The organism is Mesorhizobium sp. 1M-11 (genome assembly GCF_001303895.1).
GTDB lineage: Bacteria > Pseudomonadota > Alphaproteobacteria > Rhizobiales > Rhizobiaceae > Mesorhizobium.
In genome coordinates this window covers 142264-167960 of record NZ_LJSD01000050.1, presented here as the reverse complement: position 1 = coordinate 167960, position 25697 = coordinate 142264, and the positions used below count along the sequence as shown (strand labels likewise).

18 protein-coding genes are annotated in these 25697 nt (G+C 62.7%); 4 read left to right on the top strand and 14 right to left on the bottom strand.

Annotated elements, in window-relative coordinates; translation table 11 throughout:
• Nucleotides 1-73: 73 nt before the first annotated feature.
• Nucleotides 74-2872, bottom strand: a complete 2799-nt coding sequence (locus tag AO692_RS20425; protein WP_054311880.1) for a [protein-PII] uridylyltransferase — start codon at nt 2870-2872, stop codon at nt 74-76.
• A gap of 161 nt (nt 2873-3033) precedes the next feature.
• On the opposite strand from AO692_RS20425, the gene AO692_RS20420 reads away from it, so the two are divergent.
• Nucleotides 3034-5547, top strand: coding sequence for a heavy metal translocating P-type ATPase (locus tag AO692_RS20420; protein WP_054311879.1), 2514 nt, complete (start codon nt 3034-3036; stop codon nt 5545-5547).
• 73 nt (nt 5548-5620) lie between these two features.
• Nucleotides 5621-6013, top strand: a complete 393-nt coding sequence (locus tag AO692_RS20415) for a DUF305 domain-containing protein (protein ID WP_054311878.1) — start codon at nt 5621-5623, stop codon at nt 6011-6013.
• Between the two features lie 63 nt (nt 6014-6076).
• On the opposite strand, the gene nhaA is transcribed toward AO692_RS20415, so the two are convergent.
• From nhaA to AO692_RS20370, 9 genes are all read right to left on the bottom strand, one after another.
• Nucleotides 6077-7270 (bottom strand): Na+/H+ antiporter NhaA, encoded by a 1194-nt coding sequence (gene nhaA, locus AO692_RS20410; RefSeq protein ID WP_054311877.1) that lies wholly within the window; start codon nt 7268-7270, stop codon nt 6077-6079.
• Between the two features lie 216 nt (nt 7271-7486).
• The gene (locus tag AO692_RS20405) at nt 7487-8050 is read right to left on the bottom strand and encodes an ActR/PrrA/RegA family redox response regulator transcription factor (protein ID WP_054311876.1); all 564 of its coding nucleotides are present in this window, start codon (nt 8048-8050) and stop codon (nt 7487-7489) included.
• 190 nt (nt 8051-8240) lie between these two features.
• Nucleotides 8241-9572, bottom strand: a complete 1332-nt coding sequence (locus tag AO692_RS20400; RefSeq protein WP_054311875.1) for an ActS/PrrB/RegB family redox-sensitive histidine kinase — start codon at nt 9570-9572, stop codon at nt 8241-8243.
• A 120-nt stretch (nt 9573-9692) separates the two neighbouring features.
• Nucleotides 9693-12152 carry an ATP-dependent helicase HrpB gene (gene hrpB, locus AO692_RS20395; RefSeq protein ID WP_054311874.1) on the bottom strand — a complete coding sequence of 820 codons (2460 nt, stop codon included), beginning with the start codon at nt 12150-12152 and terminating at the stop codon, nt 9693-9695.
• A gap of 88 nt (nt 12153-12240) precedes the next feature.
• Nucleotides 12241-13068 (bottom strand): dipeptide ABC transporter ATP-binding protein, encoded by an 828-nt coding sequence (locus tag AO692_RS20390; RefSeq protein WP_054311873.1) that lies wholly within the window; start codon nt 13066-13068, stop codon nt 12241-12243.
• Nucleotides 13065-13916, bottom strand: a complete 852-nt coding sequence (locus AO692_RS20385; protein WP_054311872.1) for an ABC transporter ATP-binding protein — start codon at nt 13914-13916, stop codon at nt 13065-13067. Before AO692_RS20385 ends, AO692_RS20390 begins: the two co-directional genes overlap by 4 nt.
• Nucleotide 13917: 1 nt before the next feature.
• Nucleotides 13918-14835 carry an ABC transporter permease subunit gene (locus tag AO692_RS20380; protein WP_054311871.1) on the bottom strand — a complete coding sequence of 306 codons (918 nt, stop codon included), beginning with the start codon at nt 14833-14835 and terminating at the stop codon, nt 13918-13920.
• 1 nt (nt 14836) lies between these two features.
• Nucleotides 14837-15844 carry an ABC transporter permease subunit gene (locus tag AO692_RS20375; RefSeq protein ID WP_054311870.1) on the bottom strand — a complete coding sequence of 336 codons (1008 nt, stop codon included), beginning with the start codon at nt 15842-15844 and terminating at the stop codon, nt 14837-14839.
• Between the two features lie 65 nt (nt 15845-15909).
• Nucleotides 15910-17502 (bottom strand): ABC transporter substrate-binding protein, encoded by a 1593-nt coding sequence (locus AO692_RS20370; protein WP_054311869.1) that lies wholly within the window; start codon nt 17500-17502, stop codon nt 15910-15912.
• Between the two features lie 700 nt (nt 17503-18202).
• On the opposite strand from AO692_RS20370, the gene AO692_RS20360 reads away from it, so the two are divergent.
• Nucleotides 18203-20161, top strand: a complete 1959-nt coding sequence (locus AO692_RS20360; RefSeq protein WP_244483432.1) for a long-chain fatty acid--CoA ligase — start codon at nt 18203-18205, stop codon at nt 20159-20161.
• A 91-nt stretch (nt 20162-20252) separates the two neighbouring features.
• Nucleotides 20253-20597: a hypothetical protein gene (locus AO692_RS20355; protein WP_054311867.1), complete on the top strand. Its 345-nt coding sequence runs from the start codon at nt 20253-20255 to the stop codon at nt 20595-20597.
• Between the two features lie 60 nt (nt 20598-20657).
• On the opposite strand, the gene AO692_RS20350 is transcribed toward AO692_RS20355, so the two are convergent.
• The 4 genes from AO692_RS20350 to AO692_RS20335 form a co-directional block, all read right to left on the bottom strand.
• A complete protein-coding gene (locus AO692_RS20350; protein ID WP_054311967.1) occupies nt 20658-21599 on the bottom strand; it encodes a glyoxylate/hydroxypyruvate reductase A in 942 nt (313 codons plus the stop codon).
• Nucleotides 21600-21741: 142 nt separating this feature from the next.
• The gene (locus tag AO692_RS20345) at nt 21742-23373 is read right to left on the bottom strand and encodes an ABC transporter ATP-binding protein (protein ID WP_054311866.1); all 1632 of its coding nucleotides are present in this window, start codon (nt 23371-23373) and stop codon (nt 21742-21744) included.
• Nucleotides 23370-24515, bottom strand: a complete 1146-nt coding sequence (locus AO692_RS20340) for an ABC transporter permease (RefSeq protein WP_054311865.1) — start codon at nt 24513-24515, stop codon at nt 23370-23372. The genes AO692_RS20345 and AO692_RS20340 overlap by 4 nt, the downstream gene beginning before the upstream one ends.
• The gene (locus AO692_RS20335) at nt 24515-25618 is read right to left on the bottom strand and encodes a microcin C ABC transporter permease YejB (RefSeq protein WP_054311864.1); all 1104 of its coding nucleotides are present in this window, start codon (nt 25616-25618) and stop codon (nt 24515-24517) included. The genes AO692_RS20340 and AO692_RS20335 overlap by 1 nt, the downstream gene beginning before the upstream one ends.
• Between the last annotated feature and the right edge of the window lie 79 nt (nt 25619-25697).

Here is a 25697-nt window from a genome sequence, read left to right as displayed (position 1 = left end):
CCCTCTGAGACAACCCCCTCTGTCGCCTTCGGCGACATCTCCCCCTCGAGGGGGGAGACTTTCTGCACTTGTCTCATTCAGCTGCTGCTTTCGTCTTGCCGCGCGCGCCCTGGTTTCCCTCGAGCGTCGCGATCAACCGTTCGCGGATGGTCTTCAGCCTGCTCTGGCTTTCAAGCTTCTGGTTGGTCAGGTCGGTGACATAGAAAGTGTCGATCACCTTCTCGCCAAAGGTGGTGATGTGTGCCGAAGCGATGTCGAGCGACAGATCCGATAGTGTGCCGGTGATCTCGGAGAGCAGACCGGGCCGATCCAGACCTTCGACCTCGATCACCGAAAAGCGGTTGGACAGCGTGTTGCGGATTTCGGCACGCGGTTGGATGCGAAAGGTTTTCGCGCCGCGTTTCGGTCTGGTGCGTTTCTCGATCATTTCCGGCAGCCAGGCGCGGCCGGACAGGACGTCTTCGATCAGCTTGCCTACCCGTTCGCCGCGCCGGCGTTCATCCTCATCGCGGTCGAACTCCCGGTTGATCAGGATCGTGTCGAGCGCCCGGCCGTCAGCGGTGGTGAAGATCTGCGCGTCGACGATATTGCCGCCGGCCGCCGCACAGGCTCCCGCTATGACGGAGAGCAGGCGCGGATGATCCTGCGCCAGCACCGTCACTTCGGTCACCGCCTCGAATTCGTGCGTCTTGACCATGGTGGCGAGTTTTCTGCCCGCGGCATCGGCCTCACGCACGAACGCGGCGTGGCGCAGCTGGTCTTTCAGATCGACGGTGAGCAGATAATTCTCGTAGTGCAGGCCCACCAGGCGCTTGCGTTCCTCCTGCGGCCAGTCGGACAGGGCCTCTTCCAGCTGTTCGCGAGCAGCGGCCGCGCGCTCGGCGCGCGACACCTCGGAGAAACCGCCGGTCAAAAGCAGCTCCGTTTCGTAGTAGAGCGTTCGCAGCAGCTGGCCTTTCCAGCCGTTCCAGACACCGGGGCCGACGCCACGGATGTCGCAGACGGTAAGGATCAGCAGCATTTTCAGCCGCTCGACCGACTGCACGACATCGGCGAAATCCTCGATGGTCTTGCGGTCGTTCAGGTCGCGCGTCTGCGCCGTCATCGACATGACCAGATGGTTTTCCACCAGCCAGGCGACGGTCGAGGTGTCGGTGGCCGAAAGCCCCATATGCGGGCAGATACGCCGGGCAATCCTCGCGCCGGCTTCGGAGTGGTCCTCAGGCCGGCCCTTGGCGATATCGTGCAGCAGTACGGCGACGTAAAGCGCCTCGCGCTGGCTCTTCAATTCGCCGATCAGCCTGTGTGAGAGGGGATGGATCTTCTCGCCGCCGCCGCGTTCGATCTCCGAGAGCACGTCGATGCAACGCAGCAGGTGCTCGTCCACCGTGTAGTGGTGGTACATGTTGAACTGCATCATCGCGACGATCTTGCCGAAATCGGGGATCAATTTGCCGAGCAGGCCGGCCTCGTTCATGCGGCGCAGGTTGAGCTCCGGCTGGCGGTCCGAGGTCAGGATATCGAGGAACAGCCGGTTCGCCTCGCGGTCGCGGCGCAGGTTGCGGTCGACCAGCTTGAGCGAGCGTGTCACCAGCTTCAGCGCGTCCGGGTGGTATTCCAGCGCGTGCCGGTCCGCGAACCAGAACAGGCGCAAAAGATTCACCGGGTCGCGGTCGAACACCTTGTTGTCGGCGATGTTGATGCGGTCATTGTCGACGATGAAGTCGGCGGTGCCGGCCAGCTTGCGGCGGCGGCGCGAGAAGGTGAGGAACAGCCGGTTGAAACCGGAAACATGGCTCGCCTGCTCTTCTTCCAGCGCCGCGCAGAAAATACGGGTGAGATCGCCGACATCCTTGGCAACCAGGAAGTAGTGCTTCATGAAGCGCTCGACAGCCGAAAGGCCGGGATGGCTCTTGTAGCCGAGCCGGTCGGCGATATCGCGCTGGATATCGAAATGCAGCCGCTCCTCGGCCTTGCCGGTCAGGAAATGCATGTGGCAGCGCACCGCCCACAGGAAGTCCTCGGCCTTCTGGAACTGATTGAACTCGTCGGTCGTGAAGACGCCCTGGGCGACCAGCTCCTCCACCGTGCGCTCGCGATAGAAATACTTGCCGATCCAGAACAGGGTCTGCAGGTCGCGCAAGCCACCCTTGCCGTCCTTGATGTTGGGCTCGACCAGGTAGCGGCTCTCGCCGCCCTTGCGGTGCCGTTCGTCGCGCTCGGCCAGCTTGGCCTGCGCGTATTCGGCGCCTGTGTTGCGGACCACCTCGCGGTCGAAACGGGTGATCAGTTCGTCGCACAGCGCTTTTTCGCCCCAGACGAAACGGGCCTCCAGCACGGCGGTTCGGATCGTCATGTCAGAGCGCGACAGCCTGAGGCATTCGTCGATGTTGCGGGTGGCGTGGCCGACCTTCAGCCCCATGTCCCACAGCATGTAAAGCATGTATTCGACGATCTGCTCGCCCCACGGTGTCTGCTTGTAGGGCAGGAGGAAAAGCAGATCGATGTCCGAACCCGGCGCGAGCGTGCCGCGGCCATAGCCGCCGACGGCGACGATCGCCATGCGCTCGGCGGCGGACGGGTTCTTGGCGCGATAGACATGGGTGACGGCGAAATCGTAGAGCGCGGCGATGATCTCGTCCATCAGATGGGAGAGTCTGGCTGCGCAAGCCGTACCGCCGCCATCGTTCATCAGCAGGCGTTCGGCGACTTCGCGGCCTTCCGCCATCTTGGTCTTGAGCAGCTTCAACGCGGCCGTCCGCACCGTGGCGCCTGATCCATCGCCGCTTGTCTCGATGGTCAGCGCGGACAGTTCTTCGCGCAGCTGCGTGCCGTCGATGATCTCGTGGAGCTTGAGGGGGATCTTCGCCATTGGCCTTCGGTAGCGCCTTTCCGGCGGCGTCTATAGCCTGTTTTGACGGCTATGGGTATGGGCACACGCCGACCGGAAACGGCGCATGGTTTACCTCTTGACCTTCCAGTTGCTGGAACCCCTATCTGCGGTCGAAAGCGGATGATTTAAGGGATTCGGCCATGACGAAGGCGCATCACGACCACAGCCACCACCAGCACGCCAAGGACGGGTCATGCTGCTCGAGCGCCAAGGCTGTGGGCGAAGGTGTCCTGCGCGATCCGGTCTGTGGCATGGAGGTCAACCCGAATGCCGGCAAGCCGACCTTTGAACATGGCGGCCGCCTTTTCCATTTCTGCTCGGAAGGCTGTCGCGGCAAGTTCGAAGCGCATCCGGAAGAGTTTCTCACCGCCAAGGATCCGGTGTGCGGCATGGACGTCGACCGCGCCAGCGCCAGATATTTCCTGCGCCATGAGGGCGAGAAACTCTATTTCTGCTCGGAAAACTGCCAGAAGAAATTCGAGGCCGACCCCAAGGCCTATCTCGGTGACAGGCCGGTGCCCGCGCCGTTGCCAAAGGGTACGCAATACACCTGCCCGATGCATCCCGAGATCATTCGCGACAAGCCTGGCTCCTGCCCGATCTGCGGCATGGCGCTGGAGCCGATGATGCCGACGGGTGAGGAAGGACCCAATCCGGAGCTGGTCGATTTCACCCGCCGTTTCTGGGTAAGCGCCGCGCTCTCCATTCCACTGCTGATCATCACCATGGGGCCGATGGTCGGCCTGCCTTTCCTCCGCGACTGGCTTGGCGAACAGGCCGCCGTGTGGGTCGAGCTCGTTCTGGCGACACCGGTGGTGTTGTGGGCGGCGCTGCCTTTCTTCGAACGGGGCTGGGCCTCCATCGTCAACCGCAGCCCGAATATGTGGACGCTGATCTCGCTCGGCGTCGGCGCGGCCTATATCTACAGCGTCGTCGCCACATTGTTTCCGGATATCTTTCCGCATCAGTTCCGTGGTCATGGCGGCGCTGTGCCGGTCTATTTCGAGGCGGCCGCCGTCATCATCGCGCTGGTCTTCCTCGGTCAGGTGCTGGAACTGCGCGCTCGCGAGAAAACCGGTTCGGCGATCCGGGCATTGCTCGACCTTGCGCCGAAGACGGCACGGTTGATCGATGCGGACGGTTCCGAAAAGGATGTGCCGCTCGATGAGGTGAAGGGCGGCGACCGGCTCCGCGTGCGGCCGGGTGAAGCGGTGCCGGTGGACGGCATCGTGCTGGAGGGTCGTTCTTCGGTCGATGAATCGATGATCACCGGTGAGCCGGTGCCTGTCGAGAAGATCGAAGGCGACGCGCTGACCGGCGGCACGCTCAACAAGAATGGCTCGCTGGTCATGCTGGCCGAAAAGGTCGGCTCGGAAACGACGCTCGCCCGCATCGTCGAGCTGGTTGCCAAGGCGCAGCGCAGCCGCGCGCCGATCCAGAGCCTGGCCGACCGTGTTTCTTTCTACTTCGTGCCGGCTGTGGTGCTGGTCGCTGCCGTCGCCTTCATCGCGTGGGCTGTCTTCGGGCCCGAGCCCAGCTTGGTCTACGCCATCGTCGCGGCAGTGTCGGTGCTGATCATCGCCTGTCCCTGTGCGTTGGGTCTTGCGACGCCGATGTCGATCATGACCGCCACCGGGCGCGGCGCTCAGGCCGGCGTGCTGATCAAGGATGCCGCGGCGCTTGAGCGTTTCGCTTCCGTCAACACGCTGGTTGTCGACAAGACCGGCACGCTCACCGAAGGCAAGCCGAAGCTCACCGACGTCATCGCGGCGGACGGCGTGTCCGAGGACGAGCTCCTGGGACTGGCGGCGGCGCTGGAGAAGGGTTCCGAGCATCCGCTCGCCGAGGCGATCGTCGGCGGCGCCGAGGAACGTGGATTCAAGATAGCCGCCGCTACCGATTTCGAGGCCGTCACCGGCAAGGGCGTGTCCGGCACCGTGGCCGGCCACAAGGTGGCCCTCGGCAACCCCGCCATGATGACGGAGCTCGGCTTGGACGCTGCAGCTTTGGCCGATCGTGCCGGCGCGCTGCAGACAGAAGGCAAGACGGCGATGTATGTGGCGATCGACGGCAAGCTGGCCGGTATCGTCGCCGTCGCAGATCCGATTAAGGCGACCGCTGCCGATGCGATCCGTGCCTTGCATGACGAGAACATAACCGTCGTGATGGCGACTGGCGATAATGAGCGCACCGCCAAGGCGATTGCCAAGCGGCTCGGCATCGACCAGGTGCGCGCCAACATGCTGCCTGAGCACAAGAGCGCGCTGATCGAGGAATTGCGCGGCCGCGGCGGCATCGTCGCCATGGCGGGCGACGGCGTCAATGACGCGCCGGCGCTTGCCGCTTCGGATGTCGGTATCGCCATGGGCACAGGCGCGGACGTCGCGATGGAAAGCGCAGGCATCACGCTGGTGAAGGGCGACCTCACGGGCATCGTGCGGGCGCGCAAGCTCGCCAAAGGCACGCTGGCCAACATCCGCCAGAACCTGTTCTTCGCTTTCCTGTATAATGTCGCCGGCGTACCGGTCGCAGCCGGTGTCCTTTACCCGGTGTTCGGCGCGCTGCTGTCGCCGATGTTGGCGGCGGCGGCAATGAGCCTGTCCTCGGTATCGGTCATTGCCAATTCGCTCAGGCTGCGCACGCTGAAGCTCTGATCCCTGCGGCATCCGCGCCTCTGGACGGACGCCGGCCCAGGCCCCAACTAGGGCCTACAACAAGGAGAACCGAATGAACCTGATGAAGAAGATTGTCCTCGCTCTGATGGCGGCCGGCATGCTGGTCGCCGTGCTCCTGGAGACCGCACCGGCGCAGGAAGACCATAGCGGCCATGACATGGGCGCGATGGCCACGAGCGCGGAAGGCGCGTCGACCGCCGGGTACAAGGAAGCGATGGACAAGATGCACAAGGCGATGGCCGCGATCGAATATTCCGGCAACGCCGATGTCGACTTCGCTCGCGGCATGATCCCGCATCATCAGGCGGCAATCGACATGGCCAAGGTGCTTCTGGCCAACGGCAAGGATCCGGAAATGCGCAAACTGGCCGAAGCGGTGATTACAGCGCAGGAAGCCGAAATCAAGGAAATGCAGGCCTGGCTGGCAGCCAATCCGGTCAAGTAACGCAGCAATCTTTCAAACCAAAGGGCCGGCGTCTTCGGTGTGGAGGCGCCGGCTTTTTTGCGTCTATTCGTCCTCGCCCTGGTCCGCCACGCCTGGTGCTGCCAGAAGCAGGGCCGCCCCTGCTAGTGCTGCCACCAGCGAGCCAGCGAGGATGCCCACCTTGACGGCATCCTGCAGCGCCGGGTTGTCGGCGAAGGCGAGCAGTCCGATGAACAGGCTCATCGTGAAACCGATGCCGCACAGAAGCGCGATGCCGGTCATCTGCATCCAGCCGGCCCGCACCGGCAGGTCGGCCAGACCAAGCTTGATGGCGAGAGCCGAAGCGCCGAGCACGCCAACCAGCTTGCCGATGACGAGACCGGCTGCGACGCCGAGTGTCAGCGGCTCGACCAGCGTGGCGGGGGTGAAGCCTGCCAGGGAAACGCCGGCATTGGCGAAGCCGAAGATCGGGATGATGATCAGCGGTACGAAGCGGTGCAGCGCATGCTCCAGCCGATGCAGCGGCGAATGCTCCAGATCATGCGCGATGCCGGGCGTCACCCTGAGCGGGATGGTGAGCGCCAGCGCTACGCCGGCGAGGGTCGCATGAACGCCGGATTTCAACACCAGCACCCACAGCACCGCGCCGAGCACCAGATAGGGAGCGAGCGTCAGCACGCCCATGCGGTTGAGCACGATCAGAACGACGATGACGGCAAGCGCCGCAACGAGATAGGCGAACGACAGGCCGCTGGTGTAAAACAATGCGATGATGATGACGGCGCCGAGATCGTCGATGATGGCGAGCGCGGTCAGGAACACTTTGAGCGAAGCCGGCACGCGGTTGCCGAGCAGCGATAGAACGCCGAGCGCGAAAGCGATGTCGGTGGCGGTCGGGATCGCCCAACCAGGCAGAGCTTCGGCATTGTCGCGGTTGATGGCGATATAAACCAGCGCCGGCACGACCATGCCGCCTGCAGCCGCGATGCCGGGCAGCATGCGGCGCGGCCAGGTCGACAGTTGGCCATCCAGCATCTCGCGTTTGATCTCAAGGCCGACGAGCAGGAAGAACACGGCCATCAGCGCGTCGTTCACCCAGTGCAGCACGCTGAGCGGGCCGAGATAGGCGTGCAAAGCGGCGAAATAGGTTTCAGCCAGCGGCGAATTGGCGACGATCAATGCAAGTGCGGCAGCCGCGATCAGGATGATGCCGCCTGCAGCCTCGCCATCCAGGAATTCGCGGAAAACCGAGATCGGGCGCGGGTTGTCATTCGCCATGTCTGCTCCTGAAACTGGTTGCGGCTGGACGGATGATGCCGAAGGCAGAGAGGCGCGGCAAGCAAAGCCGTGCCGTCTGCGACACTAGAGCGTTTCCGTTTTTCACGGAAACGCGGAAACGCTCTAAGTTTTTGTTTTCGTCGCATTCTTGTAACGCCAAGTGATTCCACTTGGTTACAAAATGCTCTAGGGCGAATTTATAGCCTTCGCTTGAAATCAGCGGGGCGCGCGTTTGGCCAGGATACGCTGCAGCGTGCGGCGGTGCATGTTCAGACGCCGTGCCGTCTCCGAAACGTTGCGCTCGCACATTTCATAGACCCTCTGGATGTGTTCCCACCGCACGCGGTCGGCCGACATCGGGTTTTCCGGTGGGGCGACGCGTTCGCTGCCGGTGCGCGTCAGAGCGGCGAAGATGTCGTCGGCATCGGCAGGTTTGGAAAGATAGTCGACAGCGCCGAGTTTCACGGCTGTCACGGCGGTGGCGATGTTGCCGTAGCCGGTGAGGATGATCGCGCGTGCGTCGGCGCGCTTCTCGCGGATGGCGGCGACGACATCGAGCCCGCTTCCGTCGCCGAGGCGCATGTCCACCACCGCATAGGCCGGTGGATTGGCGCGAGCTTTCGCCAGGGCTTCCTCGACGCTTTCGGCGGTCTCGACCGCGAAACCGCGCCCTTCCATGGCACGAGCGAGGCGAGTGAGAAATGGCTTGTCGTCCTCGACGATCAAAAGGGAAGTGTCGTCGCCCGTCACCATGCCGCCCTGGGCATCTTCACCGCTCATGATTGGTTCTTGTCCTTCTTCTTTATTTTCGGCTCAGATATAGCGATTGTGCCTTAATTGTCCAATTTTCACCGGTTTTCCATTGGAGCGTCGCGCCCTTTGGACGCGCAAAGCGCGTTCCAGCAATTTTGAGTTGGCGCATCGTCCTTTTCGATTTCGCGGGCATGCGCACGCTCGGTGTCATCCTGCGTTATTCCGCTGCATCGAGACCCGTCGGATACATGACCTTGGCGTTGACGAACACCTCGCGCGGCCAGTCGATGCGGACGACCGCACCTTCGCCCGGGCCTCCCGAATTCTGGAACTCGATGTTCGCGCCCGAGCGTTCGATCAGCGTCTTGGCGATGAACAGGCCGAGCCCCAGCCCGCCGCCGCCGCGTTCCGTGCCTTGCCGGGTCGACATATAGGGCTCACCGATGCGGTCGATGATCTCCGGCGGGAAACCCCGGCCGTCGTCGGTTATCGACAATGTGACATGCTGGTCGTTCCAGCCCCAGCGCACGGTGATCGAGGAGCGGGCGAAGTCGACGGCGTTCTCGACCAGATTGCCGAGCCCGTAGAGCACGCCGGGATTGCGGCGGCTGACCGGTTCGGGGCCGGTGCATTCGCCCGGCTTGAGCTCGATCTTGATGCCGAAGTCGCGATGCGGCGCCACCACTTCCTCGACCAGCGAACTCAACGACAGCTGCGCAAGCAATGGCTCTCCTTCCGAGGAGAGATTGGTCAAGCGCTTCAGGATCTCGCGGCAGCGCTCGCTCTGTGTGCGCAGCAGTGAAACATCCTCATGGTATTTCGGATCCTTGCCCAGCGTCTTTTCCATCTCGCGCACCACCAATGTGATGGTGGCGAGCGGCGTGCCGAGTTCATGCGCCGCCGCTGCCGCCAGACCGTCGAGCGCAGACAGGTGTTGCTCGCGCTGCAGCACCAGTTCCGTCGCGGCGAGCGCGTTGGCCAGCTGGCGCGCCTCCTTGGCGACACGGAAAGCGTAGATGCCGGTGAAGGCGATCGAGCACAGCACCGCCACCCAAACGCCCGCCACGTAAGGCACCGGCATCACCAGTGTGATGCTCTCGTACCAGGGTAAGGGTTCGTGGAAAAACACAAGCAGCGTTGCGGCGGCCACGACCAGCGCACCGAGGATTGCCGTGAGCCGCAGCGGCAGCGACGTTGCCGAAATGACGACCGGCACGGTGAGGAGCAGCGCGAACGGATTGGTCAGGCCGCCGGTCAGGTACAGCAGGCCGGCAAGCTGCAGGCTGTCGAACACCAGGATGCCGAAGGCGGCTGGCGGCGCAAGGCGGTGCGCGGCCGGGTAACGAAAGGCCAGGAACAGGTTCATCCAGGCCGAGCAGGCGATCAGCGTAAAGCAGAAGCTGACCGGCAGCGGGAAATTCAGCCCATAGGCGACGACCAGCACGGTGATGCTCTGGCCGACGATGGCAAGCCAGCGCAGCCAGATCAACGTGTTGAGCCGCAACCGGTCGGTTGGCTGGAAGTCGGGAGAACGCTGGATGTTGATCATGAAGCTTTCTAAAGCATGATCCCGAAAAAGTTGTAGACTTTTCGGATAAGATCGTGCGCCAACAACGAAGAGAGCGGAATGAATTCGCTCTGGCGCGACGGCATGGGTCGCGCGCCAGTTTCAGGTGCCGCGCGGCTTGGCGCGGCTGGTGGCCGCCGCTTCGAGCGGGTTCTCCGGCCACACGTGTTTGGGATAGCGGCCGCGCATATCGGAACGTACATCGGCCCATGAACCACGCCAGAAGCCAGGCAGGTCGCGCGTCATCTGGATCGGCCGATGCGCGGGTGACAAAAGTTCCAGGGTCAGCGGTACGGTGCCGTTGGCGATTGAAGGGTGGCGATCGAGACCGAACAGCTCCTGCACGCGAATGGAAAGCACCGGCGCTTCCCCGTCATAACGGATCGGCACATGGCTGCCGGACGGCGCGCCGAAATGGGTCGGGGCGAGCGCGTCGACCTTGCGCTGAAGGTCATGCGGCACCATTGCGATCAGGCCACTCGTCAATGCGCCGCCGGAAACGGCGTTGAGCGAAGCCTCGCCGGTGAGGAACGGTGCCAGCCAATCGTCAAGCCGTCCGATCAACGCTTCGTCGTTCATGTCGGGCCACGGCGCGCCAAGACCGCGATGCAGCCAGGCGAGACGGTTGCGCAGGCTTTCCGTTTCCTTGCTCCATGGCAGCAAGGCAAGACCATGTTCGCGCACCGCCTCGATGATGGCGTTGTCGGCATCCGCTCCCTTTGGAGCAGGCAGCATCCGCTCGGCCAGCACGATGGCGCCAAGGCGAACCGTTTCCCGCACGCGCACCGAGCGCTTCTCGCGATCGAAGCTGGCTTCGCGACGCGTTTCGATGCGGTCGGTAAGGGCGTCGCGGATTTCCGCTTCGCTCACAGGGGCTGCCGCGGTGATGCGGGCGTTCTGTGCCTTGCCCTGCAGGTCGGCGACGACGAGGAACGTCTCGCCGGCAAGCGGGTCGGCTGCATCCAGCATTGCGCCGGAACCGTTGGCGAGAACGAAGCGACCCCGTTCGCCACGCGCCTTGGCGACACGATCGGGCCAGGCATTGAGAAGAAGTGCGCCTGCGGCGCCGGTTTCGGGCGCGGCGGAAGAAACGGTGCGCGCCAGCCTGTCGGCCAATTGCCGCGCCGCATTGGCGCGCGGCGAACGGTCCGATGCAAAGCGCATCAGACGTCGCTCCAGATCGGCACTGTCGCCGCCGAGCCCGCGTTCGGTCAGCAGAACTGCGAGCTGCGCGGCATGTTGCGCATGGCCATGGTTGGCGGCTTCGGCAACCATATGGGCGAGCCGCACCGGCAGCGCGAGCTTGCGCATGGCGGAACCGGCTTCAGTCAATCTCCCGGCCTCATCGATGGCATGCAGTGCCTTGAGCAGGGCACGTGCTTCGGCCAGCGCCGGCGCCGGCGGTGTATCCAGAAAGGCGAGGCTGGCCGGATCGGCTACACCGAAAGCGGCGCAATCCAGCATCAGGCCGGAAAGATCGGCTTCCAGGATCTCAGGCGGAGTGAATGCCGGCAGCGCAGCGGTCTGTTCGGCGCGCCACAGCCGGATCGCGACACCCGGTTGTGTTCGCCCCGCGCGCCCCGCGCGCTGATCGGCGGAGGCGCGCGAGGCCCGGACTGTTTCCAGCCGCGTCAGGCCGCTGGCCGGTTCATATTTCGGCAGCCGCGACAGACCGGAATCGATGACGACGCGCACGCCGTCGATGGTGATCGAGGTTTCGGCGATCGCGGTTGCCAGCACCACCTTGCGCCGGCCCGCTTGTGCCGGCCGGATGGCCGCGTCCTGCGCTTTGCCGTCGAGCTGGCCATAGAGCGGCACGATATCGGTGTCCGTGCCGACGCGGCCTTCCAATTGCGCTGCCGTTCGTTCGATCTCGCGCTGACCGGGCAGGAAGGCGAGCACGCTGCCGGGTTCTTCTGCGAGCGCATTTCGCACGGCCTTGGCCATCGCGTCTTCGATGGGCAGGCCGGCAGGGCGCTCGTCATAGCGGATTTCGACGGGAAAGCTGCGGCCTTCGCTTTCGATGACCGGCGCCTCGGACAAAAGTTTCGCCACGCGTGCGCCGTCGAGGGTCGCCGACATCACCAGAAGGCGCAGGTCCGGCCGCAGCGCGCCTTGCACATCGAGCGCGAGCGCCAGGCCGAAATCGCCGTCCAGCGAACGTTCGTGGAATTCGTCGAAGATCACCGCCGAGATACCCGGCAGCTCCGGATCATCGAGGATCATGCGCGCCAGCACGCCTTCGGTGACGACGAGAATGCGTGTCTTGGCCGAGGTGCGGTTCTCCATGCGCATGGCGTACCCCACCGTACCGCCCGGCTCCTCGCCGAGCAGGGCAGCCATGCGCCTTGCCGCCGCCCGGGCGGCGAGCCGGCGCGGCTCCAGCAATACGATCTTGCCGGACGCGAGCCAGGAGGCGTCGAGCAAAGCAAGCGGCACCAAAGTCGTCTTGCCTGCTCCGGGCGGCGCAACCAGCACGGCGCTGCTGCCGGCATCGAGTGCGCTGGTCAGTGCGGGCAGTACAGCGGTAACGGGCAGTTCGGGCAGGCGCGGCGTGCTCATCGGGCAAACGCCCGGGCTCGCCGGTAGCGGGCGCACATGTCACAACATGATCCCGAAAAATTGCAGACGGGAGACATGGAAGGCGGCCTCAGGCCGCCTTCTTGCGGGCAAGCCTTGCCTTGATGCTGTCGACGTCGGCGCGCGGCGTCGCGGCAAACAGCGTCTTGGTGTAGCTGTGCTGCGGGTTGGCGAAGACCTCGTCGCGAGAGCCGTATTCGACGGCTTCGCCGAAATACATAACCATCACGTCGTCGGCGATGTAGCGCACCACCGACAGATCATGGCTGATGAAGACGTAGGTCAGCTGGAACTCGTCCTGGAGGTCGGCAAGCAGGTTGAGTACCTGCGCCTGCACCGAAAGGTCGAGCGCGGAGACCGGTTCGTCCAGCACCAGCAGGCTCGGGTTCAGCATCAGCGCGCGTGCAATTGCGATACGCTGCCGCTGGCCGCCGGAGAACATGTGCGGATAGCGGTTGTAGTGCTCTGCTCCCAGGCCGACCTTCTTCAGCATCGCCATTGCACGGTCACGGCGTTCGGAGGCCGGAACGTCGGTGTTGATCACCAATGGCTCGCCCAGTATGTCGCCGATCTTCTGGCGCGGATTGAGCGAACCATAGGGGTTCTGGAACACGATCTGCACCTTGCGGCGCATCTCCTTGGTGAGACCATCCTTGGCGATGTCCACTTTCTTGCCGTCGATGAACAACTCGCCGGCGCTCGGCGCGTCGATCAGCGTGATGATGCGCGCAAGCGTAGACTTGCCGCAGCCGGATTCACCGACGATGGCCAGCGTCTTGCCCTTCTCGACGGAGAAGGAAACACCCTTCACCGCATGCACCGTGCGCGCCGGCCGGAACATACCGCCGCCGACATGGTAGTCGCGCTTGATGTTTTTTCCTTCGACGACGACGGTCATGACGCGGCTCCCGAAACTGCGGGCTCGAACAGCATGTCTGAGACGGTCGGCAGCCGGTCGCCGGTGGCGTTGTCCGGCAATGCCGCAAGCAGCGCGCGGGTATAGTTGCTCTTCGGATTCTCGAACAGCGACAGCACGTCTGCTTCTTCCATCTTCGTGCCCTTGTACTGCACGACGACGCGATCGGCCGTTTCGGCGACCACGCCCATATTGTGGGTGATCATGATGAGGCCCATGCCATGCTCGGCCTGCAGCTTCATCAGAAGATCGAGGATCTGCTTCTGGATCGTCACGTCGAGCGCAGTGGTAGGCTCGTCGGCGATCAGGAGCTTCGGGTTGCAGGCAATGGCCATGGCGATCATGACGCGCTGGCACTGGCCGCCCGACATCTGGTGAGGGAAGGAGTTGAGCCGCTCCGCCGGTTCGGGAATGCCGACCAGTGTGAGCAGTTCGATGGCACGCGTGCGGCGTTGGGCCTTGTCCATGCCCATATGCACGCGCAGCACTTCTTCGATCTGATAGCCTACCGCGAAACACGGATTGAGACTGGCGATCGGCTCCTGGAAGATCATCGAGATCTCCTTGCCGATGATCTTGCGCCGTTCTGCCGGATCGAGGGCGAGCAGGTCTTTGCCGTTGAAGCTCATGCGGTCGGCCTTCACCGTCGCCGACGACGGCAACAGACCCATCACCGCCAGCATCGACACCGACTTGCCGGAGCCGGATTCACCGACGATAGCCAGCACCTCGCGCGGTTCGATCGACAGGTCGATGCCTTTCACCGCCATGAACGGTCCGCTCGACGTGTCGAACGAGACCGTCAGGTTCTTGATCTCTAGCAATGCCATGTCACGACCTCTTCAGCTTGGGGTCGAGCGCATCGCGCAGACCGTCGCCGATCAGGTTGATGGCGAGCACGGTGATCAGGATAGCGAGGCCGGGGAAGGTGACGACCCACGGCGCGCGCAGGATGAACTCACGCGCGGAGGCGAGCATCGTGCCCCATTCCGGGGTCGGCGGCTGGGCGCCCATGCCGAGGAAACCGAGCGCGGCAGCCTCGAGGATGGCGTTGGAGAACGACATCGTCGCTTGCACGATCAGCGGCGCTACGCAATTCGGCAGGATCGTCACCAGCATCATTCTCAAATGGCTGGCGCCGGCGACCTTGGCCGAGACGACATATTCGCGGTTCTTCTCAGCCATCACCGCGGCGCGCGTCAGGCGCGCGAAGTGTGGCTGCAACACCAGTGCGATTGCGAGCATCGCGTTGAAAAGGCCGGGCCCGAGGATCGCCACGAGCACAAGCGCGAGCAGCAAGGACGGGAAGGCCAGGATGATGTCCATGATACGCATGATCAGCGCGTCGACCCAGCCACGGAAGTAACCGGCCAGCACGCCGAGCACGATACCCGAGGACAGCGCGAAGACGACGACGATAAAGCCGATGAACAGCGAATAGCGTGCGCCGAAGATCAGGCGCGAAAGGATATCGCGGCCGACGGCATCGGTTCCCAGGATAAACGTCGACTTGCCGCCTTCCTGCCAGGCCGGAGGGGTGAGCAGGGCATCGCGGAACTGTTCGTCCGGCAGGTGCGGCGCGACCAGCGGCGCGAATATGGCCACCAGGACAAGGAGGATGAACACCACCAGGCCGATGACGGCGCCGGTATTCATGGAATAGTAGTGCCAGAATTCGGCGAGCGCGCGCTGCTTCGGGCCTGAAGGCACCGTGGCGGCGGTGGTTTCGCCTGCTGTTTGATCGGTCATGTCACTGCACCCGGATACGTGGGTTGATGACGGCATAGAGCACGTCGACGACGAGGTTCACGGCCATGACGATGAGGGCGATGATGAGCAGCCCGCTCTGCACGACCGCATAGTCGCGCTTGCCGATGGCGTCGATCATCCACTTGCCGATACCCGGCCAGGAGAAGATCGTCTCGGTCAGGATGGCGCCGGCCATCAGCGTACCGACCTGCAGGCCGATTGTGGTGATGACCGGAATGAGCGCGTTGCGGAACGCGTGCAGGCCGATGACACGGCGTGGCGACAGGCCTTTGGCACGTGCGGTGCGCACATAGTCTTCGCCCAGCACCTCGAGCATTGCCGAGCGTGTTTGTCGTGCGATGACCGCGAGCGGAATGGTGGCCAGCACGATCGACGGCAGGATGAGATGACTGACCGCGGACCAGAAGGCGCCGGGGCGGCCGGAGATCAAACTGTCGATCAGCATGAAGCCGGTGACGGGCTTGAAGAAGAATTGCAGGCCGATGCGGCCAGAAACCGGTGTCCAGCCGAGATAGCCGGAGAAAAAGATGATGAGCAGCAGGCCCCACCAGAAGATCGGCATCGAATAGCCGGTCAGCGCAACGCCCATGGTGGCCTGGTCGAACCAGGAGCCGCGTTTGACGGCGGCGAAGATGCCGGCAGGAATGCCGATGAGGATGGCGATGATCATGGCGACGAGGGCAAGTTCGAGCGTCGCCGGGAACAGCGTCATGAATTCACCGAAAACCGGCCGTTTGGTGGAGAGCGAGATACCGAAATCGCCACCGAGAACGCGGCTGATGTATTCATAGTACTGGACGATGTAGGGCCGGTTGAAACCGAACCGTTCGATCAGTTCGGCATAGCGTTCGGGGCTCACGCCGCGCTCGCCAGCCATAGCGAGGATCGGGTCACCTGGCAGCAGGCGCACAAATGCGAAGGCCGCCAGCGAGATGCCGAAGATGGTTGGCACAATCAGTGCCAGCTTGTGGAGTAGATAGCGGAACATGGGCCTTAATAAAACGGCGGCGCCGAAAGTCCAGCGCCGCCGTTCCCTATTTCGCGTTGAAAGGCTTACTCGGTAACGTCAACACCGTCGAAACGGTGAATACCGAGTGGATCCATGGCAAAGCCAACGACTTTCTTATTCATCGGCATGAACACCTTGGAGTGAGCGATCGTCAGCCATGGGGCCTCACGCTTGAACACCTCCTGGGCCTTCTCATAGATCTCGGTGCGCTTGGCGACGTCCGTGGTGGCCTTGCCCGCCTGGAGCAGGTCCTCGAACTCCTTGTTGCACCAGATCGCGTAGTTGGACTGGCCGATGGCCGAGCAACCGAGCAGGAACAGGAAGTTGTCCGGATCGCCGTTGTCGCCGGTCCAGCCGAGCTGGAAGGCGCCGTCACGATCCTTGGCCTTGCCGCGTTCGCGGTATTCGGTCCACTCGTAGGAGACGATCTCGGCCTTGACGCCAACCTTGGCGTAGTCGGCCTGGATCATCTCTGCAACGCGCTGCGCGCCCGGATTGTATGGACGCGACACCGGCATGGCCCAGATCTTCATGGACAGGTCCTTGACGCCCGCGTCGGCCAGCATCTTCTTGGCCGCTTCAGGATCGTATGGATCATCCTTGATGTTCTTGTTGTAGGACCACATCGTCGGCGGGATCGGATTTACGGCCACCTGGCCGGCGCCCTGATAGACCGCATCGATGATCGCCTGCTTGTTGACGGCCATGTTGAGGGCCTTGCGGACCTCGACCTTGTCGAACGGCGCGACGGTCGTGTTGTAAGCCATGTAGCCGACGTTCAGGCCTTCCTGCTCGGCGACGTTGAGGTTGGTATCAGCCTGCAGGCCGGCGATGTCAGCCGGTGCCGGATAGGACATGATATCGCATTCGCCGGCCTTGAGCTTCTGCGCACGCACGGCTGCATCTGGCGTGATGGCGAAGATCAGGTCGTCGATCTTCTGGCGGCCGCCGAAGTAGCCGTCCCAGGCCTGGTAGCGGATGACCGCGTCAACCTGGTAGTCGACGAACTGGTACGGGCCGGTACCGACAGGCTTCTGCGAGAACTGCGCCAGCGTGCCGGCCTTCTCGAGCTGGTCGGCATATTCCTTCGACACGATCGAGGAGAAGTCCATGCCAAGGTCCGGCAAGAAGGCGACTTCCGGCTTGTTCAGCACGAACTTGACGGTGTTGTCGTCAACCACGACGATTTCCTTGAGCAGCTCCGGGAAGCCCATGCCGGTGAAGTATTCCCAGCCGGTGCCGGCCAGGTAGCTGTACCACGGGCTGTCCTTCTTCCACTGACGCTCGAAGGAGAACTTGACGTCCTCGGCGTTGAGGTCGCGGGTCGGCGTGAACCAGTCGGTCGTCTGGAACTTCACGCCCTTGCGCAGCTTGAAGGTATATTCCTTGCCGTCATCGGAAACGGTCCAGCTCTCGGCCAGGCCGGGCGAGATGGTGGTCTTGCCGTGATCGAATTCGACCAGTCGGGAATAGATGGTACGCGATGAAGCGTCGAAGTCGTTGCCGCCGCTCCAAGGCGACGGGTCGAAACCAGCTGGCGACGCTTCCGAGCAGTAAACCAACTGCTTGGCGTTCGCCATCCCACCCATGACGGTTGCGGCCAGCAGCGCGGCCGCAAAAGTCAGTTTCGTTTTCATTGAGCACTCCCTGGTGTTCTGCCAAGCCCCTCTATAGGCTCGCGAAGGGCGCATATAAGCACCGTTTTTGCGGCATTGGAACACCCTCTCTGTCCCCGGTCCTGTTATGGAAATAATATTCTAGTAAGCGCCAAGAGCCTGATAATATTATTGCTTCAAGCGTCCATCACGAGAATATGAACGCCCGTATCTTTCCTTGAAGCGCAAAATCCTCCTACGGCAATTTCATGCAAAAAAGGACGCGCCCAGTGGCTTGTTAGCGACCTGCTGCAGATTCCCGTCAAGGTGCCGTTGGGGCAAGACTTGCACGGGAGCAAATAGTCGCAATACATAGTCGGCAGCAGGGTTTTCGGCGCGAACAGCGCCAGTCGTGGCACGTCAGCCCCCGCCCAAGAGGGGTCGAGCCGGCCCACAGTCGTCGAGGGAGGAACAGGTGGCGAAGGCAACGAAGACAACAGGCTCGGTGAAGGCTGCAGGCAACGCAAAGGCGCCTGCCGAAACGAAGACGCCGGCCACGGCAAAGACTGTGAAAGCGGCCACGGCAAAGCCAGCCGCTTCTTCGAAGAAGGCGGTGACGCCCAAGGCGACCGACAAATCCAGGACGGCAAAGCCGACTGCAACTGCTGCGGCGAAAACCGCGGCCGCTCCGGCTGCAAAGACAACCAAACCAAACGCAGGGACGGTGAAGTCAGCTGCGACCATAGCAGGCGCTGCTGCCAAGGCGCCAGCCAAGACCAGCGAGGCCAAGCCGGCCAAAACTCCAAAGACGGCAGCTGCGAGACCTGCGGAAGCCAAAGCAGCGAAACCGAAGTCCGAAGTGGTGAAGGCGGCTGTCAAACCCGCAGCGGCGGCGAAATCGGCTGCCGTCAAGACAACCGCTGCCACGAAGACTTCAGCCAAGGCGAGCAAGGCGGCGACAGCGCCGGCTTCAGACGCCGGGCCCGCGGGCAAAAGCCTGCCCCGGGCAATCGCGTCGCTCGCCGCTGGCCAGCCGACGAAGCCGTGGCTGGCCAGCTACGCAAGTGTCGTTCCGGCCAAGATCTCTGGCCTGCCAGCGGAGTCGATCGGCGATCTCCTGGTCACGGCCTGCAAGCAGTTCGCGTCGCGTCCAGCCTACACCTGCATGGGCAAGACCATGACCTATGCGGAGCTGGAACGGCATTCGACGGCGTTCGCGGCCTATCTGCAGTCGAAGGGGCTGGCGAAGGGGGCGCGGGTCGCCATCATGATGCCGAATGTGCTGCAATATCCGGTCGTTATGATGGCGGTTCTCAGGGCTGGCTACACCGTGGTGAACGTCAATCCCCTTTATACGCCGCGTGAACTCGAGCATCAGCTCAAGGATTCCGGCGCCGAAGCGATCATCATCCTGGAGAATTTCGCTACCACGCTGCAGGCAATCATTGCCCGCACGCAGGTCAAGCATGTCGTCGTCGCTTCCATGGGCGACATGTTGGGCGGCTTGAAGGGCATGATCGTCAATCTGGTCGTGCGCAAGGTGAAGAAGCTGGTGCCGGAATGGTCGCTGCCCGGCCATGTGAAATTTCCGGCCGCCCTCAGGGAAGGTGCGGGCAAGGCCTTCACGCCGGTTGCGGTGTCGCGCAACGACATCGCCTTCCTGCAATATACCGGGGGTACCACTGGCATCTCGAAGGGCGCTACCCTGCTGCACAGCAACGTGCTCGCCAATGTCGAACAGAATCGTCTGTGGCAGGAAACCGCCTTCATCAAGCGGGCTCGGCCGGATCGCCTGATCTTCGTGTGCGCGCTGCCGCTTTATCATATCTATGCGCTGACGGTGAATGCGCTGATGGGCATGCAGCAGGGCGCGCAGAACATCCTGATCCCGAACCCGCGCGATATTCCCGGCTTCGTGAAGGAGCTGCAGAAATATCCGGTCAACGTCTTCCCCGGGCTCAACACGCTGTTCAACGCGCTGCTCAACAACGAGGACTTCCGCAAGCTCGACTTCAAACCGCTGCTTCTGGTCTTTGCCGGCGGCATGGCCGCGCAGCGGCCGGTTGCCGAGCGCTGGAAGCAGCTCACGGGCGTCAATATTTCGGAAGGCTACGGGCTGTCGGAGACGTCGCCGGTGGCGACGGCGAACCGTTTCGACGCCGATGAATTCACCGGCACCATCGGCCTGCCGATCCCGTCGACCGAGATCTCCATCCGCGACGAGGACGGCAATGCCGTGCCGCTGGGCGAAGTGGGTGAAATCTGCATCAAGGGTCCGCAGGTCATGGCCGGTTACTGGAACCGGCCCGACGAGACCGCCAAGGTGATGACGGATGACGGCTATTTCAAATCCGGCGACATGGGCTTCATGGACGACAAGGGCTACACCAAGATCGTCGACCGCAAGAAGGACATGATCCTGGTTTCCGGCTTCAACGTCTATCCCAACGAACTGGAGGAAGTCGTTGCTCAGCATCCGGGCGTGCTGGAGGTGGCGGCGATTGGCATTCCGGACGAGCGATCCGGCGAGATACCGAAGCTCTTCGTCGTCAAGAAGGATCCGAACCTCACCGCCGAGGCGCTGCTGGAATATTGCAAGCAGAACCTCACAGGCTACAAGCGGCCGAGATACATCGAGTTCCGAACGGAACTGCCGAAGACCAATGTCGGCAAGATCCTGAGACGCGAATTGCGCGGATAGGGTTCCGATTTTCGGGCCAACGCGCAACCACGGTTGCGGCAGCGGCGGCAGCCGTGCGAAATTGCCCTGCCCGACCGATGGAGATTCGCCGATGGCGCCGAGATCGTCCGCTTGTCTGTTCCTGCTGTTGCTGGCTGGCTGCGCCGGCGATGCCTCGCTGGTATCGCGTCAGGATGCGGCTGTGCAGACGTCGCTCCAGTATGACAAGGTCGAGTGCAAGAGGCTGATTTCCCAGCGCAACGCAGTCGCGAGCGCCGGCGGCGTCGCCACCGATGCCAAGCCGGTGTTTGCCGAAACGCCACTTGGGCTCGGTCCGGTTCTGCCGGATATCCGCTCGACGAAAAAGCAGTCGGCCGATCAGGCCGCGGGCCAGGTCGACGCCATGAACCGTTCGCTGATCAGGCGTCAATGCATTCCCAAGCCAGCGGAAAGCTGATCGCAAAGTTGCGAGCGCGATAGCAATTCCAGCAAAAGTGGGTAGCGGTTTTGCGTCCGCTCAATAACCCGCGGCGCGATCGACCGTATTCTGCAGCGGTTCGCCTCGTTCAAGGGCTGACATCTGCGCCAGCATGATCGGAACGAGGTGGTTGGGGTCGGATGTCGCGGCAGCGTGCGGCGTCACATACACTTTCGGATGGCTCCATAGCGGACTGGTCTTGGGCAGGGGCTCGACCTCGAACACATCCAGGCTCGCCTCCTTCAGAACGCCCTCGTCCAGCGCGCGCGCAATGTCGTCGTCCTTTTGCAGTCGGCCGCGACCGGCATTGATCAGCACGGCGCCGCCCAATCCGTTCCTGCGCCGCAGCTCCTTGATGAGCCCGTAGTTGATGATGCCTTGCGTGGTGGGCGTCAGCGGCAACAGCACCACCAGAATGTCGGTGGCGTTGAGGAAGGGGATCAGGCCGTTGTCACCGGCATAGGTGGTGACCCCCTCCATTGGCCGCGCGGTGCGCGACCAGCCGTTGACGCAGAAGCCCAGGGACAGAAGCACCGAAGCCGCGGCCCTGCCAAGCGTGCCCAATCCCATGATGCCGACGGAAATGTCGCTGGCAGGCCGCTGCTGCGGCTCGTGCCAGATCTTCTTCTGCTGCTGATGGCGATAGAGCGCGCCTTGGCGGTGATGATCGAGCACGCGCCACACCACATATTCGGTCATGTATTGGGTGAGGTTGTCGGCCACCACCTTGACGATCGGCACGTCTGGCAGGCCCGGATCGTTGAAGATATGGTCGACCCCGGCGCCGATCGAAAAGATGGCGCGCAGGTTCGGCAGTTTGGAAAGCAGGTTGGGCTTGTGCTTCCAGACCACCGCATAGGCGATCGAGGGGTCAGCCGCGCCGGCGGGTTCGGTAACCACTTCGCGTTCGGCCGAAAGCAGTTCGTGCCAGCGCTGCGGATGGAATCCGGTGACCGAGAGCAGGACGCGGCCTTTTTCCAGAACTGGCATTCTTCTTTCTTCTCCCCAGAAGCTACTCTGCCGCTAGAGCGTTTCCGTTTTTCACGGAAACGCGGAACGCTCTAGCTCTTTATTTTACGCAATTCCGGACGGAAAACCGTTACACACTTTTCCTGGAATTGCGCTATTCGTTGACCGCGCCGAGCGGCGCGGTCTCGATGCGGAATGCAGCCGAGATCAAGGCTCGAGTATACTCCGTCTGCGGCCGCTCGAAAATTTGTTCGGATGGTCCAGCCTCGACCACCTTGCCGTTGCGCATGACGATGACATCGTTGGCGAGCGCGCGGATCACCTTGAGGTCGTGGCTTATGAAAAGATAGGCCAGATTGTGCTTGGCCTGCAGGTTGCGCAGCAGATCCACCACTTGTGCCTGCACGCTCATGTCGAGCGCCGAGGTTGGCTCGTCCAGCATGACGAAACGTGGCTTCAGCACCATGGCGCGTGCAATCGCCACGCGCTGGCGCTGGCCGCCGGAGAATTCGTGCGGGTAGCGGAAACGCGTCGAAGGATCGAGCCCGACCTCGTCCAGGACATCGACGACGCGCTGGTCGCGGTCGTCGGCGCTGAGTTTCGGCTCGTGGATCTTCAGCCCTTCCTCGATGATCTCGGCGATCGACATGCGTGGGCTGAGCGAGCCGAACGGATCCTGGAAGACGATCTGCAGTTCGCTGCGCAGCGGCCGCATGGCGCTGAAGGAAAGCTTGTTGATGTCGCGGCCGTCGAACTGGATAGCGCCTGTCGACGAGATCATACGCGAAAGCGCCAGGCCCAGCGTCGTCTTGCCGGAGCCGGATTCGCCGACGACGCCCAGCGTCTGACCGGCGCGCACGGTCACGTCGATGCCGTCGACGGCTTTCACGTGATCGACGACACGGCGGAAGAAGCCCTGCTTGATCGGGAACCAGACCTTGATGTCGTCGCCGCGCATCACCGCCTTGGCATTCTCGTCGGCTGCTGGTGGCCGGCCCTTCGGCTCGGCGGCGAGCAGATGGCGCGTATAGGCATGTTGCGGATTGGCGAAGATTTCCTTGGTCGGGCCGGTTTCGACGATCTTGCCCTTGGTCATCACGCAGACCCGGTCGGCGATCTTGCGCACGATGCCGAGGTCATGCGTGATGAACAGCATCGACATGCCGTTCTTCTCCTTGAGCTTGGCCAGCAGCTCCAGGATCTGCGCCTGCACCGTTACGTCGAGTGCCGTGGTTGGCTCATCGGCGATCAGAAGCTCAGGCTCGTTGGCCAGCGCCATGGCGATCATGACGCGCTGGCGTTGGCCGCCGGAAAGCTGATGTGGGTAGGCATCGAGCCGCTTTTCCGGTTCCCGGATACCGACTTCGTTGAGCAGTTCCACGGTGCGCTTGCGTGCCTGCGCTTCGCCCAAGCCCCTGTGCAGCTTCAGGATTTCGCCGATCTGCCGCTCGATGGTGTGCAGCGGGTTCAGCGATGTCATCGGCTCCTGGAAGATCATGGTGATCTTGTTGCCGCGCACGCCGCGCAGTTGCCGCTCGTCCAGCTTGAGCAGGTCCTGGCCGCCGAACAGGACCTGGCCCGACGGGTGGCTTGCCGGCGGATACGGCAGAAGCTTCAGCACCGAAAGCGCCGAGACCGACTTGCCGGAGCCGGATTCGCCGACCAGCGCCACCGTTTCGCCCTTGGCGATGTCGAAGGAGATGTGGTCGACAGCAGTCGAGATCTTGCCGCCTTGCAGGAAGGCGACGGAGAGATCGCGGACGGAGAGAAGGGGGGTCTCGCTCACTTGAACGTCTTCCTCGGGTCGAAGGCGTCACGGGTGGCTTCACCGATGAAGATCAGCAGCGACAACATCAGCGAGATCACGACGAAGCCGGACAGGCCGAGCCAGGGTGCGTTGAGGTTGCGCTGTCCCTGCTTCAGCAATTCGCCGAGCGATGCCGAACCGGGCGGCAGGCCGAACCCGAGGAAGTCGAGCGAAGTCAGCGTCGAGATCGAACCGTTCAGGATGAAGGGCAGGAAGGTCAGCGTCGCCACCATGGCGTTGGGCAGCAGATGGCGGAAGATGATCGTGGCGTTCGGCACACCAAGCGCACGCGCCGCGTTGACATATTCGAAGTTGCGGGCGCGCAGGAACTCCGCACGCACGACGCCGACAAAGGCGACCCAGGAAAACAGCAACATCAGCCCGAGCAGGATGAAGAAGCCCGGCGGCAGCACGGCGGCGACGATGAGCAGCAGGTAAAGCACCGGTATCGCCGACCAGATTTCGATGAAACGCTGGAACAACAAGTCCACCCAGCCGCCGAAATAGCCTTGGATCGCGCCGGCGGAAACGCCGATCAGCGCCGAGCCCAACGTCAATATAAGGCCAAACAACACCGAGATGCGAAAGCCGTAGATCACGCGCGCCAGCACATCGCGCGCCTGGTCGTCCGTACCCAGCCAGTTCCAGTTTCCGACGATGCAGTCAGGATCAGCCGCCTTCTGCGGGTACTGTCCGCAGCGTTTCTCGGCATCGTACATCCAGGACGGTTTGGATGGAGCCGCTTCCGGCACCGCGTTGTTGACGGTGCGGTATGAGTAGCGGACCGGCGGCCAGATCATCCAGCCATTGGCGTTGATCTCGTCGCGGATCACCGGATCGCGATAGTCGGTTACCGCGTAGAAGCCGCCGAATTTCTCTTCCGGATAGGCGACGAGAACCGGGAACAGGATTTCGCCCTTGTAGGAGGCGATGATCGGCTTGTCGTTGGCGATCAGTTCCGAAAACAACGACAGCACGAACAGCACGAGGAAGATCCACAATGACCAGTAGCCGCGGCGATTGGCCTTGAAATTGGCCCAGCGGCGCTGGTTGAGCGGTGAGACCTTCGGTCGACCGATCGGCGCCGTATCGGCCACTGGATTGGCTGCGACATCCGCCATCACACGTCTCTCCGCTCGAAGTCGATGCGCGGATCGATCCAGGTGTAGGTGAGGTCGGAGATCAGGCTGACGAAGAGGCCGATCAGGGACATGATGTAGAGATTGGCGAAGACGACGGGATAGTCACGGTCGACGATCGATTTGAAACCGAGCAGACCGAGACCGTCGAGAGAGAAGATGTTCTCGATCAGCAGCGAGCCGGAGAAGAAGGCGGAGATGAACGCGCCGGGGAAACCGGCGATGACGATCAACATCGCGTTGCGGAAGACGTGACCGTAAAGCACCTGTCGTTCGGACAGGCCCTTGGCGCGCGCGGTCACCACATATTGCTTGCGGATCTCTTCCAGGAAGGAGTTCTTCGTCAGCAGCGTCGAGGTGGCGAAGGCCGCTAGAACCATCGCCGTCAGCGGCAGGGTGAGGTGCCAGAAATAATCGAGAATGCGCTGAGGCCAGGACAGCTGATCCCAGTTGTCGGAGGTCAGGCCGCGTAGGGGAAACCAGTCCCAGAACGAGCCGCCGGCGAACAGGATCATCAAGAGGATACCGAACAGGAAGCCTGGGATGGCATAGCCGACAATGACGACGGCGCTGGTCCATGTATCGAAGGAAGAGCCGTCCTTGACCGCCTTGCGGATGCCGAGTGGGATCGAGATCAGGTAGGAAAGCAGCGTGATCCACAGGCCGATCGAAATCGAAACCGGCATCTTTTCCAGGATCAGGTTCACCACCGAAATGTCGCGGAAATAGCTGTCGCCGAAATCGAAGCGCGCGTAGTTCCACAACATCAGTCCGAAACGTTCGAGCGGCGGCTTGTCGAAGCCGAACTGCTTCTCCAGCTTGGCGATGAATTCGGGGTCGAGGCCCTGCGCGCCGCGGTATTTGGAGCTGACGTTGCCGGCGGGGTCGAAATTGCTGCCGCCGAGATCGCTGCCGCCACCGCCTCCAAGGCGATCTGCTGCGCTGCCACCCTGGTTGGTCAGCTTGGCGATGACCTGCTCCACCGGCCCACCGGGCGCGAACTGCACCACAACGAAGGAAATCGCCATGATGCCGAACAGCGTCGGGATCATCAAAAGCAGCCGGCGAAGGATATAGGCGCCCATCAGCTTCTCCCTTCTTCCCGTTCAAGGAGAGAAGGTGCCTCCCAGGGTCTTGCCGAGGCCAAGCCCGAGAACAGACTCC